General features: G+C 62.2%; 11 protein-coding genes. 9 read left to right on the top strand and 2 right to left on the bottom strand.

Features of this window, described 5'->3' with window-relative positions:
* Window positions 1–160 precede the first annotated feature (160 nt).
* From ACTG2B_RS19595 to ACTG2B_RS19575, 5 genes are all read left to right on the top strand, one after another.
* Complete coding sequence (locus ACTG2B_RS19595; protein WP_439996705.1) at window positions 161–2,005, top strand: M3 family metallopeptidase; 1,845 nt, start codon at window positions 161–163, stop codon at window positions 2,003–2,005.
* A gap of 568 nt (window positions 2,006–2,573) precedes the next feature.
* Window positions 2,574–4,958 carry a poly-beta-1,6 N-acetyl-D-glucosamine export porin PgaA gene (gene pgaA, locus ACTG2B_RS19590; RefSeq protein WP_439996704.1) on the top strand — a complete coding sequence of 795 codons (2,385 nt, stop codon included), beginning with the start codon at window positions 2,574–2,576 and terminating at the stop codon, window positions 4,956–4,958.
* On the top strand, window positions 4,958–6,916 hold the full coding sequence (gene pgaB, locus ACTG2B_RS19585; protein WP_439996703.1) for a poly-beta-1,6-N-acetyl-D-glucosamine N-deacetylase PgaB: 1,959 nt from the start codon (window positions 4,958–4,960) through the stop codon (window positions 6,914–6,916). The genes pgaA and pgaB overlap by 1 nt, the downstream gene beginning before the upstream one ends.
* Complete coding sequence (gene pgaC, locus ACTG2B_RS19580; protein WP_439996702.1) at window positions 6,913–8,163, top strand: poly-beta-1,6-N-acetyl-D-glucosamine synthase; 1,251 nt, start codon at window positions 6,913–6,915, stop codon at window positions 8,161–8,163. The genes pgaB and pgaC overlap by 4 nt, the downstream gene beginning before the upstream one ends.
* Entirely contained in the window at window positions 8,150–8,464 is a 315-nt protein-coding gene (locus ACTG2B_RS19575) for a hypothetical protein (protein ID WP_128834913.1), read from the top strand. Before pgaC ends, ACTG2B_RS19575 begins: the two co-directional genes overlap by 14 nt.
* Window positions 8,465–8,609: 145 nt before the next feature.
* On the opposite strand, the gene ACTG2B_RS19570 is transcribed toward ACTG2B_RS19575, so the two are convergent.
* Window positions 8,610–8,843, bottom strand: a complete 234-nt coding sequence (locus ACTG2B_RS19570; RefSeq protein WP_139735262.1) for a hypothetical protein — start codon at window positions 8,841–8,843, stop codon at window positions 8,610–8,612.
* Between the two features lie 308 nt (window positions 8,844–9,151).
* Here ACTG2B_RS19570 and ACTG2B_RS19565 point away from each other — a divergent pair, with 308 nt between their 5' ends.
* Window positions 9,152–10,450 (top strand): ferredoxin reductase family protein, encoded by a 1,299-nt coding sequence (locus tag ACTG2B_RS19565; protein ID WP_439996701.1) that lies wholly within the window; start codon window positions 9,152–9,154, stop codon window positions 10,448–10,450.
* A 15-nt stretch (window positions 10,451–10,465) separates the two neighbouring features.
* Here ACTG2B_RS19565 and ACTG2B_RS19560 read toward each other — a convergent pair whose 3' ends face one another.
* Entirely contained in the window at window positions 10,466–13,633 is a 3,168-nt protein-coding gene (locus ACTG2B_RS19560) for a S41 family peptidase (protein ID WP_439996700.1), read from the bottom strand.
* Window positions 13,634–13,912: 279 nt separating this feature from the next.
* Here ACTG2B_RS19560 and ACTG2B_RS19555 point away from each other — a divergent pair, with 279 nt between their 5' ends.
* From ACTG2B_RS19555 to ACTG2B_RS19545, 3 genes are all read left to right on the top strand, one after another.
* On the top strand, window positions 13,913–14,392 hold the full coding sequence (locus ACTG2B_RS19555; RefSeq protein WP_005340284.1) for a L,D-transpeptidase family protein: 480 nt from the start codon (window positions 13,913–13,915) through the stop codon (window positions 14,390–14,392).
* Between the two features lie 120 nt (window positions 14,393–14,512).
* Window positions 14,513–15,220, top strand: coding sequence for an AzlC family ABC transporter permease (locus ACTG2B_RS19550; protein ID WP_342401095.1), 708 nt, complete (start codon window positions 14,513–14,515; stop codon window positions 15,218–15,220).
* A 1-nt stretch (window position 15,221) separates the two neighbouring features.
* Complete coding sequence (locus ACTG2B_RS19545; protein ID WP_005340292.1) at window positions 15,222–15,557, top strand: AzlD domain-containing protein; 336 nt, start codon at window positions 15,222–15,224, stop codon at window positions 15,555–15,557.
* The last annotated feature ends 117 nt before the right edge of the window (window positions 15,558–15,674 follow it).

Raw genomic sequence — 15,674 nt, 5'->3', positions numbered from 1 at the left:
TTTAACATCAGTATAGTCAGCAGACAGCAACCCCCACTTTTTGGTAGCGTGTTGATGCGCATCCCTGCGCAATTTTTGCCAAAGAGTGTGAATGGTTTGGCATTTCTTCAAAAAAAGGAGTGGGCCCCGCTGCGGGTGACCCCATAACAAGAGGGAATTTATGAGTTCCATTGCCAGGAATTACTTCAACCAGCTCAACGCCGACTACCTGCAGGTGCACAGGCGCAAGGAGGATCTCTTCTGGTCCACCTATATGGGCACCAGCGATGATCAGGCCGGTTTCACCGCTGCCGAGCAGGCCTACAAGGCCTTTTGTGCCAATCCGGCCCGTCTGCCCGAATTGCGGGAGATGTTGGTGCAGGCCGACGAGGATGATCTCAAGCGCGGTCTGCAAGGCTGGATCGCCTTCTTCGAGTGCAATGTGATTGAAGATCCCGCTGCGGCCGCCCTGATGGATGAGCTGGTGGCTGTCGAGGCGGAGCTGTTCGCCCGCCGCAAGGGGCTGAAACTGACCCTGCTGGATGAGCAGGGCCAGCAGGTCGCAGGCAGCCTGCCCGCCGCCAGTACCTCGCTCGCCGCCAGCCCGAACGAGGCGGTGCGCCAGAGCGCGCTCGCCATGTTCCACACCCTGGAGCAGTGGGTGGTCGGCAACGGTTTTCTCGAGGTGGTAGCGATCCGCAACCGCTTTGCCCGCGCTATGGGCTATCGCGACTACTTCGACTACAAGGTGTGCAAGAACGAGCAGATGAGCCCGGAGCAGCTGTTCGCCATCCTCGACGACTTTATCGCCCGCACCGACGCCCGGTTGCAGCAGAGTCTGGAAGAGCTGAAGGTTGCCAAGGGCGAGGCGGCCCTGCTGCCCCACAACCTGCGTTACAGCGTGAGCGGCGATGTGACCCGCCAGCTAGATCCTTATGTGCCCTTCTCGCGGGCACTGCGGGATTGGGTCGAGAGCTTCCGCCGGCTCGGCATCCAGTATCGCGGGGCGACCCTGACCCTGGATTTGCTGACCCGGGAGGGGAAATACGAGAACGGCTTCTGCCACGGTCCGGTACCGAGCTTCTTCCAGCAGGGGGAGTGGGTGCCAGCTGTGGTCAATTTCACCAGCTTGGCCGACCCGGCGCAGGTGGGCAGCGGCTGGAACGGCCTCAACACCCTGTTCCACGAGGGTGGGCATGCCGCGCATTTTGCCAATGTCACCGGCAATGCCCCCTGCTTCTCACAGGAGTTTCCGCCCACCTCCATGGCCTATGCCGAAACCCAGTCGATGTTCTGCGACAGCCTGCTGGACGATGCCGACTGGCTCAAACGCTACGCCAGAAATGCGGCAGGAGAGGCTGTTCCCGATGCCCTCATCAAGGAGATGATCGCCGCCCGCCAGCCGTTTCGTGCCTTCAACGAGCGCCAGATCGCGTTGGTGGCCTACTTCGAGCGGGATCTTTACGCCATGGCCGACGGCGATCGCACCCCGGCCGCCGTGCTGGCGCTGGCCCGCCAGTGGGAGCGCAAGATTGTCGGGGTCGAGAGCCCGCGCCCGCTGCTGGCCATTCCGCACCTCCTTAATCAGGAGTCGGCCTGCGCCTATCACGGCTACCTGCTGGCGCTGATGGCGGTGGAGCAGACCCGCGCCTATTTCCTCAAGCGTGATGGCTACCTCACCGACAATCCGCGTATCGGGCCGGATCTGGCCGCCCACTACTGGGGGCCTGGCAACGGCATGAGTCACGATGAGACCCTGCGCAGCCTGACCGGCGAGGGATTCAGCGCGGTGCCGCTGGCCGAGGCATGCAACCTGAGCGCCGCCGAAGCCTGGCAACAGGCGCAAGCCTGCATGGCCGCCGCGCAGCAGCGCCCCGCGGCGGGTGAGGGAAGCCCGCTCGATGCTCATATCCGGGTGGTACATGGCGCCGAGCTTATCGCCGACAACAGCGAGTCGGAAACCCGCATGCTGGCCGACTTCGAGGCGTGGATCGTTGATCATTACCGACGAGCGTCAGCCGCGTAAACCACAGTGCTCCCGGTGAGCATGCCGGGAGCACGGCGCCTTATGGCTATCCCTTGTTACAGCTGTAGTGGGGGATACCTCACTAGGGATGGGTACGACACCAAGTGTCGCTTTGGCAATAGTGTCCGCGATTTTTCCATCAAATATGTATTCATATGAAGATTAGCGTGAACAGTGAGCGGCAAGGTAATAGATTCGGTGATTCACGCTGTTATGTCTGTTTTGTTAATAGTGTTTTTTGCACTCACCTTTGTGCATAAAGATTGATCTATTCATCTTTTTGAGAACTATTCCCATCTTGTCGGATTGACTAAATTGTCCACAGCTGCAAAATCGCCCACCTTGCCACTCCCGATGTGAATCGGGTTCGGAAAGCCTCAGATCTCCGCCCGGAGATGGCTGGGCCGCACATAGGAAAGGTGTGGCCGTTGCCCGCCTTTCACCCTCGAAATCAGCACACAAGTCAGGAAGCCCTCTTGCTCATCAGGCAGGAGTGGACGGGTGTGTATATCCGTATGGTCGTGCAGGGACGATATGACCAGCGTTTGTTATGGGTGGTATGTTGCGAATGAATCGCATCTTTTTGATGTTGGCGCTGTTGCCCCTGCTGGTGTGTGCCAGTGAGGTGGACAGAGTGCGTGAAGCCTGGGTGATCAAGGCCCGAGCGGGAGAGCTGGATGCGGCAGCGCACGGGCTGGATGCTCTCTATCGACAAAGTGGTGATGGCAAGGTGCTCGATGATCTGATCGCCGTGCAGCTGTGGCGGGGTGATCGCAAGGGGGCGCTGGCCGCCTGTGAGCCGTGCGAGCTCAGCCCCATCAGCAACAGTACACTGGAAGGGGTGGCCCGTGCCGCCCGCGACGAGAAGCGCTACTCCGAAGCGATCAGCTATTACCGCATCCTGCAGGGACGCGATCCGGCCAACCACAATGGCTGGCTCGGGCTGTTTCTCACTGCCAGTGATCAGGGCAACCGCGAGCTGGCCCGCCGCGCAGCGGCTGATTATGAAGCCCGTTTCGGCCGCGACCAAGTGATCCTCGAAGTCCGCATCTATGCCGCCCGCCAGGGTGAAGATCCCATGGGTGAGCTGCTGGCCCGTCAGCAGTGGCTGGAGCTGGAGCCGGATAATCCCGAGCAGGTGTTGGCGCTCTATCGGGTAGCGGTGAGCCTGGGGGCAGGCCCTGCGGCTGCAGACCTGATGAGCCGTTACCCCAAGCTGTTCAAACCGGTCGACCGGCTCTGGCTCGACTACTACCAGGCGGTTAATCTGCTGCGGATCTCGGCCCAGACCGAGGATCCGGTGCTGGCCCGCCGTTCCCTGACCCGCACTCTTGCGCTGCAAGAACGGATCTTGGCCCGCGCCCCCCACGATCATGTGCTCTATATCAGTGCCCGCCGAGATGTAGTGGTGACGCTGGTGGCCCTCGGCGAGTTTGCCCGGGCCGAACGGGAGTCCGCTACGCTGCAGGCCGAGGGGCCATTGCCTGACTATGTGCTGGAGGCGCGCGCCGATGCACTGGCCGGGCTGGGGCGGGTGGATGAGGCCTCCGTGATTTACCAGCAACTGGCGACCCCTGCACGGGCCAAAGACAAACGCCTGCTGGAGAAGCGCTTCTATGCCTATTCGGATGGAGAGCGCTATGGCGCGGCGCAGGGGCTGCTGGCCGGTTGGCAGGAGCCGCCGACTCGCTGGGATTTCACCGGCAACATGCGGATGGCCAACGACGACTACGAGAAGGTGTTGCAGCTTAAAACGTTGCTGCAGGCCTGGCGTGGTGAGGCGGGCGCGGCAGAGCGGCAGCTGGAAGGATGGCTGAAAACCGCGCCTGCCAATCCCTGGCTCTGGCTGCAACTGGGGGATATCCGCCGCTGGCGGGGTCATCCCGATAAAGCCGAGCAGGCCTATCAGCAGGCTGTGCGCTGGCTGCCAGCAGGACGCACCGCGCTGGCCGAGCCGGGTCGCCTCAACGCCCGGCTCGACAAGGGGGACTGGCAGGGCACGCCGCAGGCCGTGCGCACCCTTGGCAACCTGACCCGGGATCGTCAGGAACTGCAGCAGCGGCTGACTCTGGAGCAGGCCCCGCAATTTGTCACCGACCTGACCCATGGCCGCAACGAAGGGGGCTCGGTGCAGGCCAGTCGTGACTGGAGCTACGACAGCCGCCTCTACAGCGCTCGCACTGATGGCGGTGATCGACTGTTTGTCCGCCGTCAGGGCAGCTTTGGCGAGTTCGACCAGCAGCCCGAGCGCGCCGCCTATACCGGGCTGGGGGCCGAGATCTTTTTCTACCCGCTGCAACTGACGCTGGAGGGGGGCGCCGGCAGCGAGCTCAACCACAAAGGCTATCTCTGGAGTCGCCTCGATTGGCGGCTGGATGATCACTGGACATTGGGTGCAGCCATTAATCTCAACAGTGCCGACACCCCGCTGCGGGCATTGGCGCGCGGCAACTACGCCGATCAATACCAGTTCGATCTGGGCTGGCGTCAGGATGAGACCCGCGAGGGGGCGCTGCGGCTGGAGCGGATGGATATCAGCGACGGCAACCGGCGGCTGACCGCCTCCGGCTGGCTGCGTCAGGATCTCTGGCGTCGGGATCGCTGGTGGTTCGATACCACCTTGCGCGGCGCCACCTCCCGCAACGAGGCGTTGGAGGTCGACTACTTCAACCCCTTGCAGGATCGCAATCTGGAGCTGGAGCTGGCGGGGCGCTACCGGCTGCCGCTGGATGGGCGCCGCTCTTTACTACAGAGCCTGACCATGAGTGGCAACCACTACTGGCAGCAAGGCTATGGCAGCGATCAGGGGTGGCAGCTCAGCTATCGCCACGACTGGATCCTCTCTCCCGCCCTCAGCCTGGGCTATGGCCTTGGCCGCCGTCAGGCCATCTATGACGGCAATCCCGAGTTCGGAAATTTCATCTTCGCCAATCTGCAATGGAGTTTCATGTGATGAGACGCTGGCTTGCTCCTTTCGTTTTGCTGCTTGCACTGCTGCCTTCGCTGACGCAGGCAGCCCGGCAACCCGATGACTATGTGGTGCTCTGCTACCACGATATCGTCGATCTGAAATTGACCCCCAACCTCAAGCTCTATCCCCAGACCATCCGGCGCGACACCCTGATCCGCCACTTCAACTGGATCAAGCAGCAGGGTTATCACCCGGTCAGCTTCCAGCAGATCCTGGATGCCAAAGCGGGCAAAGCACAGCTGCCGGAGAAGGCGATTCTGCTCAGCTTCGACGACGGCTACGAGAGCTTCTACCGGCTGGTCTATCCGCTGCTCAAGCTCTACAACTATCCGGCGGTCTTTGCGTTGGTGGGCAGCTGGCTGGATGTTGCCGATGACAAGATGGTCCCGTACGGCAATGACAAGCTACCACGCAGCTACTTCGTCGGCTGGCCTCAGATCCGCGAGATGCAGGACTCCGGACTGGTGGAGCTGGCCTCCCACACTTTCACCTCCCACTACGGGCTGCTCGCCAACCCGCAGGGCAACGTGCAGCCGGCGGTGACCACCGCAGGCTGGAGCCAGAATGGCTACGAGAGCATGGCCGACTATCGGGCCCGGATAAAAGCGGACTTCGACGCATCAGCCAGCCAGCTCAGGGAGCAGACCGGTCGGGCACCACGGATCCTGGTCTGGCCCTACGGCGCCTTCAACCAGACGGCGCTGGAGCTGGCCAGTGCGGCGGGGATGCCCTACACCTTCACCCTGGCGGAAGGGCTCAACAAGCTGAGTGACTCGGGCAGCACGGTGCGCCGTTATCTGCTGGAGGAGGACACCAGCCTCGAAACCCTGGATGAGATCATGGGGGGCAATACCTGGGAGCGGCAGGTGGAGCGCTTGGTGCACGTGGATCTGGACTATGTCTACGACAAGGATCCGCAGCAGATGAACAAGAACATCGACATGCTGCTGGATCGGATCAAGGGTTACGGCATCACCACCGTCTATCTGCAGGCCTATGCCGATGACAACGGCGACGGGGTGGCGGAGGCCCTCTATTTCCCCAACCGTCATATGCCGGTCAAGGCGGATCTCTTCAACCGGGTGTCCTGGCAGCTCAAGACCCGTGCCGGGGTCAAGGTGTTCGCCTGGATGCCGGTGATGGCCTACGACATGGGGCCGAACCACGCCTATGTCACCGACAGCCGTACCGGCGCCCCCGCCAAGGGGCAGTATCTGCGCCTCTCGCCCTGGGATCCTGCCAGTCGCCAGCTGCTGCTGGATATCTACGAGGATCTCGGTTTTTACACCAAGTTCGATGGTCTGCTGTTCCATGACGATGCGTTCCTCAGCGACTACGAGGGGCCGATGTCGCTGGCTCGCACCCCGAATGCGCTGCAGGCGCAGGGGGAGCAGAAGACCGATCTGCTGATCGACTTCACCATGGCGCTGCGCGATGCCGCCGCCCGCTACCGCCAAGGGGGCGCCGACGGCCTCAAGACCGCCCGCAACATCTATGCGGCGCTGGTGACCGAGCCGCAATCCCAGCAGTGGTTTGCCCAGAGCATGGCGGCGTTTGCCAAGGCCTATGACTTCACCGCCGTAATGGCCATGCCCTATATGGAGCAGGCACAAAACCCCGATGAGTGGCTGGCCAGGCTGGCGGAGGATTCACTGGCACAGGTGCCGGCCAATCGGCTGGTGTTCGAACTGCAGAGCCGCAACTGGCGCACCGATCAGCCCATCCCCGATGCCGAGTTGGCGCGCTGGATGCAGATCATTCAGCGCAAGGGGGTGACCAACTTTGGCTACTACCCGGATGATTTTCACAACAACCAGCCGGATCCGGCGGTGCTCAAGCCGGTCTTCTCGGTGCAGACCCAGCCTCAGCCGACCCAGCTGCCGGTGACGCCGGTCGCAGTCAGTGCAGCTAAAGCCACCCCAGGGGAGGCGATGCGGTGAAGGATCTTCTGGAAGGGATAGCCATCTTTACGTTGGCCTATCCCAGTCTGATGGCCATGGTGTGGGTTTGTGGTGGTCTCTATTACTACTTCCAGTGGGAGCGAAGGGATATCGCGCTGGCCAAGCGGGGGCTGGAGCTCCCCTATTACCCCAGAGTGACCCTGATGGTGCCCTGCTACAACGAGGGGGCCAACGTCGAGGAGACCATCGGCCACCTGCTGCGCCAGCGCTATCCCGATTTCGAGGTGCTGGCCATCAACGACGGCAGCAAGGACGACACAGGCGCGCGGCTGGATCGGCTGGCGCAGCAGGATCCGCGCCTGACCGTGCTCCACCAGCACAACCAGGGCAAGGCGATGGCGCTCAACAACGGGCTGGCCGTGGCCAGCGGGGAGATCCTGGTCGGCATCGACGGGGATGCGGTGCTCGACTATGACGCGGTGCGCTGGATGGTGAAGCTCTTCATCGAGAGCCCGAGAGTCGGGGCGGTCACTGGCAATCCGCGGGTACGCACCCGCTCCACCATCATCGGCAAGATCCAGACCGGCGAGTTCAGCTCCATCATCGGCCTCATCAAGCGGGCCCAGCGGATCTACGGTACTGTCTTTACCGTCTCCGGGGTGGTGGTGGCCTTTCGCAAGCAGGCGGTCGAGGCGGTCGGTGGCTGGAGCAATGACATGGTGACCGAGGATATCGACATCAGCTGGAAGCTGCAGTTGGCCGGCTGGCTCATCCACTATCAGCCCCAGGCGCTCTGCTGGGTGCTGATGCCGGAGACGGTACGCGGTCTCTACAAGCAGCGGTTGCGCTGGGCACAGGGGGGCGCCGAGGTCTTTCTGCGCTACGGCTTGCAGGCGATGCGCTGGCGCAACCGACGCTTCTGGCTGCTGCTGCTGGAGTATCTCTCCAGCGTTGCCTGGTGCTACAGCATGTTGCTGCTGGCACTGATCTGGCTGATTGAGCCTGACGTGAGCGGACTGGCGGTGGGTCATCTGTTCCAGTGGGCCGGGGTGATGATGACCGCGATTTGTCTGGTGCAGTTCGGGGTCAGCATCTTTATCGACAACCACTACGACAAGAGCATGGCCCGCAGCTTTATCTGGTGTGTCTGGTATCCGCTCATCTACTGGCTGCTCAATCTGGTGACCGTGGTGGTGGCGGTGCCCAAGGCGATCCTGCGTCGTCGTGGCCAGTTGGCGGTGTGGGAGAGTCCTGACAGGGGGGAGTCGTTCCGTGACAAAACATAAGTTGGCGAAGGAGATGATCATCAGCAACGGTACCCGGCGCAGCTGGAAGTATCGGCTGCGGGATCTGCTGATCCTGCTTGTGACATGGGTCGGCTGGATTTTTCTGGCCCTGCAACCCTGGCTCAACTATCTGGAGGCGGAGGAGGATGAGAGCTTTATCGGTTCGCTGGATGCCATCGAAGTGGGACAACTGTTTCTTGCCCTGCTGTTCGGCATCTTCCTGCTGATCCACTCCTGGGCAAAATACAACAGGCTGCTGCACCGGTTGGTAGGCAAGCGAACGGCCTCAAAAGCGCCGTAATCATGAGGGGCCGGTCGGCCCCTCACTTTTTATCACCGATCAAGCACTGCAAAGCGGGCAGGGTACCCGGAGCGTTTTTTCCGGGCCGGTTTGCCATCGTGATGTCGCCGACACTCCCAAAACCAGTCGCTTTGCCCCTAATTTTTCATTCATCAATGACTTTATTTCCGCAGTTTTCACAGATGGTGTGGCGTTCAAAGCGATCCATGTTGGCCAGAAAGGGGCCGGCGGCCCAGCCGGTAATGAAGTCTTTGATAAATGCAGTGCGCTTTTGCTCTGGTTTCACCTCTTTTCCATAGGATTTGTCGACCAGCACCACGACATGGTTGGTCTCGCGCTGACAACTCGGGCAGTAGCGTTGTTCGGTGGATGAAAGCAAGGGGGATCTCCTTGTCCGGAAGAGTGGGCAGCAGGTTTTCCGCCGCAGATATGTAACGTCCCCATTTGATTCCTTTTTCTGGCAGGTCGTCAATCACAGCGGAGGTGGATTGTGCGCTATCTCCTGTGAAGAGGGGCGAGCCAACAAGGGTGATCACGAGGGACCAGTCGGCCCCTCTTTTGTTTCCGTTTGTCACACATTGCCACACAAGCTTCCCCCTCTGGCAAAGTCTTGTGACCGGACGGGTGTGTAATGGAGCCATCAGCAGGGAGATGAGGCCCTGCCGCGATGGAACCAGGGAGCATGTTATGACGAACAAATGGATGTGGTGGCTGTTGCCGCTGCTGGCGGTCGGAGTCTGGTGGCTCGGTTATGCGGGGGATGCCAACGGGGTGTGGCCCTGGCGCCATGAGATGTTGCTGCTGACGGGTCTGCTGGGGATGACCTATATGGCCATTTCGCTGTGGCTGGCGTTGCGCCTGCCGAAGCTGGAAGTGTGGTGTGGCGGTCTGGATCGGATGTTGCGATTGCACCGTCAGACGGCCATCGGCGGCGCATTGGCGCTGACCGCCCACTGGCTGCTGGTGGAGGCCCCCAAGTGGGCGGTCTCGGCAGGTTGGTTGAGTCGTCCCGCACGGCGTGGGGCCAGCGGTGCCGAAGTGGGTGCCGGAGCAGGCAATGGCATCTCGCTCCATGCCCTTGGCAATACCCTGGGGGAGTGGAGTTTCTATCTGCTGATCGCGCTGGTGGTGCTGAGTTTGCTGGCGCTGGTGAGTTATGGTCGTTTTCGACTGATCCACCGGCTGGCCCCGCTCATCTATCTGGCGGGCTGGTGTCATGGGCTCTGCCTGTTGCCTCAGGTGGGGGCCATGACCCCGGTGGGGGTATCAGTCTGGCTGGTTGGCGGGATCGGCGCTATCGGGGCCTTCTACTCCCTGCTGGGGCAAGTGGGGGCGCGGGATCGCCATCCGGGCCGGGTCATTGCGGTGCGGGCGCTGGCGGATCAGACCTGCGAGCTGACCATGCAGCTGGAGCGGCCGCTCGCCCATTACCGCCCGGGTCAGTTTGCCTTTTTCGAATTTGACGCCAAGGAGGGGCCGCACCCCTTTACTCTGGTGCGGGTGTCGGCGGATCGGCGCCAGCTGGTGATCGCGGTACGGGCGCTCGGGGATCATACCCGTCAGCTGGTGGCAGAGGCGCGCGTCGGGGGTGAGGTGGTGGTGACCGGCCCCTATGGCGCCTTTGTCGCCCCGCAAGGGGGAGGGCGAGCCCTCTGGCTGGGGGCCGGGATCGGTATCACGCCGTTTGTGGCCTGGCTGGAGGGGCTGGCTGCCCGTGGCGAGCGCGGCGAGGGGATCACCCTGATCCAGTGCGCGCCGGATCTGGCGGGGGCGGTTTACCACCAGCGGTTGGCCGAGCTCTGTCATCGCACCGGTGTGCGTTATCAGCTGCATCTGGACAAGGCGGCTGGGCGGCTGGATCTGGCCCGCATCGCGCAGGATGCACCCGAGCAGGTATGGTTTTGCGGGCCGGAGGGGATGGCAGATGCCCTGACCCGGCGGTTGCCGGGCGGGCATCTGCATCGCGAGCTGTTTCGCTTTCGTTGAGCTCGATGGGCGCCGTTATTTGGCGCTGGCTGGCAACTGCTTGAGGGCGGCTTGTACCGCCGCCTCCAGTTGCGGGTCGCGCCCGGCAATCATGTCAGCGGGAGTGAGGGGCACCTGCAGATCCGGGATCAGCTCCTGATTCTCGTAGAAGGTGCCGTCCGGTTTGCGCAGCCCCAGGGTCGGAATGCCGTAGGAGAGGCCCGGGATCAGCCGGGAGTCGTGGCTGTAGACCATGGTGCCGGTGCCGGGCACCGGATCGCCGACGATGGGGCCGACCTTGAGGGCGCGGTAGTACTCGGGGAAGGCGGAGCCTTCCGAGTAGCTGGCGGCGTTCACCAGCACCACCGAGGGCTTGGTCCACTGGCGAGTGGCGGCGTCGGTTTCACCCTTGCCCTGACGAGGCCAACTGCTGGCCATTCCTTTGGTGCTGCCGCTGCCGGTCAGAAACTCCACCAGGGTATTGGCGAGATAGCCGCCGCTGTTGAAGCGGACATCGACGATCAGCGCATCGCGATTGCGCTGTCTGCCGAGGGCATCCGCCACCACCGCATCGTAGACCTCGCTGTTCATTGCCGGCAGATAGACGTAGCCGACCCGTCCTCCACTCAGCCTGGCCACCAGCTCCCGCCGTTTCTCAATCCAGCGATCCTGTTGCAGCTGGTACTCCTGCTGTTTGTCGATGGCGGTGAGCACCACCTCGTCAGTTTGCTTGTTGCCCTCCTGCTGGAAGATGAGGGCGAGCCGGGCACCGGCCTGATGGTTAAGGGCTTGATCCAGCTCGGCCAGATTGGCAATCGGGACGCCGTTGATGGCGAGCAGGCGGGCGCCCGGGGCGATATCGCTCTCCTGATCCAGCGGGCCGCCAGAGAGCAGAGCGGTGAGCATCACCCCTTGCTCGCCATCCTGCCAGTAGCCGCCCAGGCTGGCGGTCTCGTCCGCCATGCGCGGGAAGGGGGCGGGGCCGTTGCCCCAGGTGTGGGAGACATTGAGCTCGCCAGCCAGCTCCGCCAGCAGGTTGCCAAAGTCCCGCGGGTTGCCGATGCCCGGCAGCAGGCGGCGGTAAGCGGCGACATAGCTATCCCAGCTCACCCCGTTCATATCGTCCAGATAGAATTCGTCCCGGGTGAGCCGGGCGATCTGATCGAAGGCGGCGGTCATGCGTTCCTGCCAGCGGCTGGTGGGCTGCAAGGTGAAGGGGGCGCTGGTGGCCTCGCCGGAGTCGAGGTGGATCCGGGTGATCTCCCCATCCCGCACCAGGGTAGCCAGGGTGCCCTGCTGGTTGAGGCTTGCCAGCGCAGGGCCGGGCTGCTCGCCAAACAGTTCGCTGGTTTTGCCCTTGCGCAGATCCTGGCTGTAGCCCTTGATCTCGCTCTCGCTGTTGACCCCCATCTCCTCCACCAGATAGATCAGCTGGTCGCCGATGATGCGGCTGGCGAGCAGGGTGCCGGTGGGTTGCAACAGCAGCGCTTCCCGATGGTTGAGGCGATCGCTCTCAAAGCCGTATCCCCCTTTCGGCGGCTCCAGCTCGGCAATCGCATCGGCTCTGGCGGCGCGGCTGCTGTAAATGCCGAGCAGGTTGGTGACGAGGGGCTCGCCATCGGGCCCCAGTGCGCCAAACCGGGTCGATTGCCAGTAGAGGATGGCACCATCCTGACTCCAGCCCGGTTGCCCATCCTGATAGCCGTTGAGGCTGACATTGACCGGTTTGGCCTTGGGATTGGCCGTGTCGATCACTGCGATCTCCTGCTCTGCTGCATCGGGGCGGAAAGTGAGCGCCAGATGGCGGGAGTCGGGGGCAAAGGCGAGATGTACCTCGTGGCGCGACGGGTTGAAGCTGGCAGGCACCAGCTCCCGCTGCTTGTTGCTCGCCAGATCGAGCAGATGGATGGCCTGGCCATCCACCACGAAGGCGAGCTGTTTGCCATCGGGGGAGAGTACCGGACGGCTGATCCCCTTGTCGGGAATCGCCAGCAGCAGACTCTCGGTCAGAGTGCCGGGATCGCTGAACAGCAGATCCGGATCTCCCTTGCGCAGGCGATAGAGGGCGGCGTGCCCCTGTTGCTCCGACAGATAGATGAGGGCGCGCCCCTGCTCGGCGAAGAGAGGGCTGGATTGCTCGCTCGGATCGCGGGTCAGCTGACGCACCCGCTCCCGCTCGGGGTCGACGGCAAACAGGTTGCCCTCGCTCACCAGGATCAGCTCGTCCGCCCCTTCGCTGACCAGCGCTTCGTCTGCCAGGGTCAGGGCCTCGCTCGCCTCATCCGGCGTGCTCGCCACTTGCGGTGTGAGGGTCAGCTTGCGTGGCTCGCTGCTACCGGCATCGAGGCGATAGAGCTCGCCCAGCCATGACCAGACCAGATCGCCACTGCGAGAGGCGCTGAGCCCCCGCACCGGATGGCCCTGATAGTGGGTCAGCTGTTGCTCCTTGCCGCTGGCGAGATCCCGGCGCCAGACGTTGAAATCACCACTGCGCTCGCTCAGGTAAAAGAGGGTATCTCCCTTGTCGCTCCAGACCGGATCGGTGGCCGCCACCCGATCTTTGGTCAGCTGCTTGTGCTGCTTGCCATCAAACAGCCAGAGACGGGGCACCGCGAACGAGTGCTGATGCTTGCGAAAGGGTTGATCCGCCGCGGGCATCTGGTAGACGAGCCGCTCCCCGTGGGGGCGGGCGAGGGTCGCAGGCAGCGGCAGATTGGCCTGCAAGGTGCCGCCGGAGATGGGAGTCCAGTAGAGCTCGCCCCATTGGTAGCCTTCCGCAACAAAATGGTCGGCATCGGGCGCCCCCAAGCGCTGGCTGCTCAGCAGCAGCCGTTTGCCATCGGCGCTGAAGGCTTGCGGCAGATCGGTGCGCGAATCGCGAGTGAGGCGCACCATCTCGCCGCCGTTGGCGGGTACCACGAACACATCCTCGTTGCCGTAGAGATTGGCGGCAAAGGCGAGCTTTTTGCCATCCGGCGACCAGATCGGCCGCTGGCTCAGGTAGTCGCTGCCGGTGAGCGCCGCAGCGGGGCCACCCTCGGCACTGGCGACAAAAATGCGCCCCTGCCAGGTGAATGCAAGCTGCTTGCCATCGGGGGAGAGGGCGGGCTCGCGCAGCCAGAGTGCATCGGCGGCGACACTGGCGGGCAGCCAGAGCAGGAGTGGCGAGAACAGCAGGGTGGCGAGGCGGCACGAAGAGCGCATGGCATGATCCTGTCGGGGAGTGGAGTGTTATCTTCGCCGATCATTGCCCCGGGTGCCAGCGCGATAATTTTTTGTATCTTGTTGTTTTAACTGTTAATTACCAATGCAAAATGACAGCGTTCAAGGAAGATGGCCTGGCTGCGGCAAGATATGTTTTGCCGGGCATATTGAGTATTGATGGCGATCCAATATCATGGCGCTCGCTCGCCGCTCGGCGGGCATCGTTCAGATGACCTGGTAACAAGAAAAGCCCGCACCAGAGGCTTGTCGAGGGATGGAATGAGAGCCGTATTACTGTGTTTGTTGGGGCTTTGGCCCGCATTGAGTTTTGCCTTGACCGAAAAAGCCGATTTGGTGGTGGTCAAGAAGTCGACCTATAGCCTGACCCTGATGAAGGATGGCAAAGAGCTGAAGCGCTACTGGATTGCTCTGGGCCCGGCGCCCAAGGGGCACAAGCAGCAGGAAGGGGATCAGCGTACGCCGGAAGGGCGCTACACCCTCGACTACAAGAAGACCAATTCCGGCTACTACAAAGCCATCCATATCAACTATCCGAACCTAGATGACATCAAGCGCGCCAATGAGCTGGGTGTTCGTCCGGGTGGCATGATCATGATCCACGGCCAGCGCAACAGTATTGGCAACCGCAGGGTTCAGCCTTCCAACTGGACCAACGGCTGTATCGCCATGCTCAACCACGAGCTGGATGAAGTGTGGGACGCTATTGACCCGGGTACGCCCATCGTCATCGAGCCCTGATCCCCTTGTGCACGCCCGCGACTCCGCGGGCGTTTTATTTCCCGCCAGTGATGACGTGACAGCGCTTGCTGTCCCGTGCTAGTTTTTTCGGCTCGCTTTGGCTGTGACAAGGAAGATCACATGATGTCAGTAACGAGCGTGCCCGAGCGAACGGGGATGCTCTGGTGGCGTGCCACACTGGATATGCTCCCGCTCTCCATTTCGGTGATCCCCTGGGGGATCCTGTGTGGCGCTTTGGCGTTGCAGGCCGGGCTGAGTCCGCTTCAGGCTCAGCTGATGTCGTTGCTGGTCTACGCCGGAGCCGCCCAGCTCTTGGCCACGACCCTGTTCGGGGCGGGCACGCCCCTGCTGCCCATCATGGGCTCCACCATGGTGATCACTTCCCAGCATCTGCTATACGGCTTCACCTTCCGCCGTGACGTATTGCCGCTCTCCCTGCGCTGGCGGGCCAGCCTTGCTTTTTTCCTGACTGATGAGATGTTCGCTGTGGCGCTGAAAGACCGGGAGCGCAGCGGCCACTTTGATCCGGCCTACGCGCTCATCGCGGGATTCGTCTTCTATCTGTTCTGGAATCTGGCGACCCTGCTCGGCATCGCGGCCGGCCAGTACATCGATGGACTGGACAGCATGGGGCTGGATTTTGCCATCGCGGCCACCTTCATCGCCATGACCATTCCCGCCATGAAAAACTTGCCCATGGTGGCGGCCACTCTGGTGAGCGGCGGCACAGCGTTGCTTACCAAGCCGCTGCTGGCGGAGATCCACATCATCGTCTCGGCTCTGGCTGGCATGGTGGTGGGCTATGTGCTGCACCGGATGAGGAGGTAGCGTGAGCTGGCTGATGATTGGCCTGCTGGCCCTGATCACCTTTTTCAACCGCTTCGCCTTCTTTTCTCGGTTGACCCGATATCAGCCGGGTGCCGAGATGGGGGCGTTTCTCGGCTTTTCGGCCCAGTCGGTGCTGACTGCAATCTGGTTGCCCATCGTCTTTAGCTACGAGCCGGGGATAGGTCTTGACTGGGATCCTGACTACCTGACTGCCACCCTGTGGGTAATGCTCTTGACCCTGTTGCGGCTGCCGACTCTGGTTGTGGTGGTGGGTGGAATGGGGGGCTTCTTTCTGCTGCGCTGGCTGGGAGGCATAGCCGAGCTCTTGCCTTGGTGAAGCGCGAGCCGTGATCTTGTGTAATGGATGTCATTATTCGACATCCGTCATGTCATGAATGTCACTTCAAAAAAAGCCTGCAAATGGTAAGGATATGGGTTCTATCCGTGAAGGAGT

This window comes from Aeromonas sp. 30P, assembly GCF_051919805.1.
In the GTDB taxonomy this organism is placed as follows: Bacteria; Pseudomonadota; Gammaproteobacteria; order Enterobacterales; family Aeromonadaceae; genus Aeromonas; species Aeromonas veronii.
This window is presented reverse-complemented; position numbering and strand designations above follow the sequence as displayed.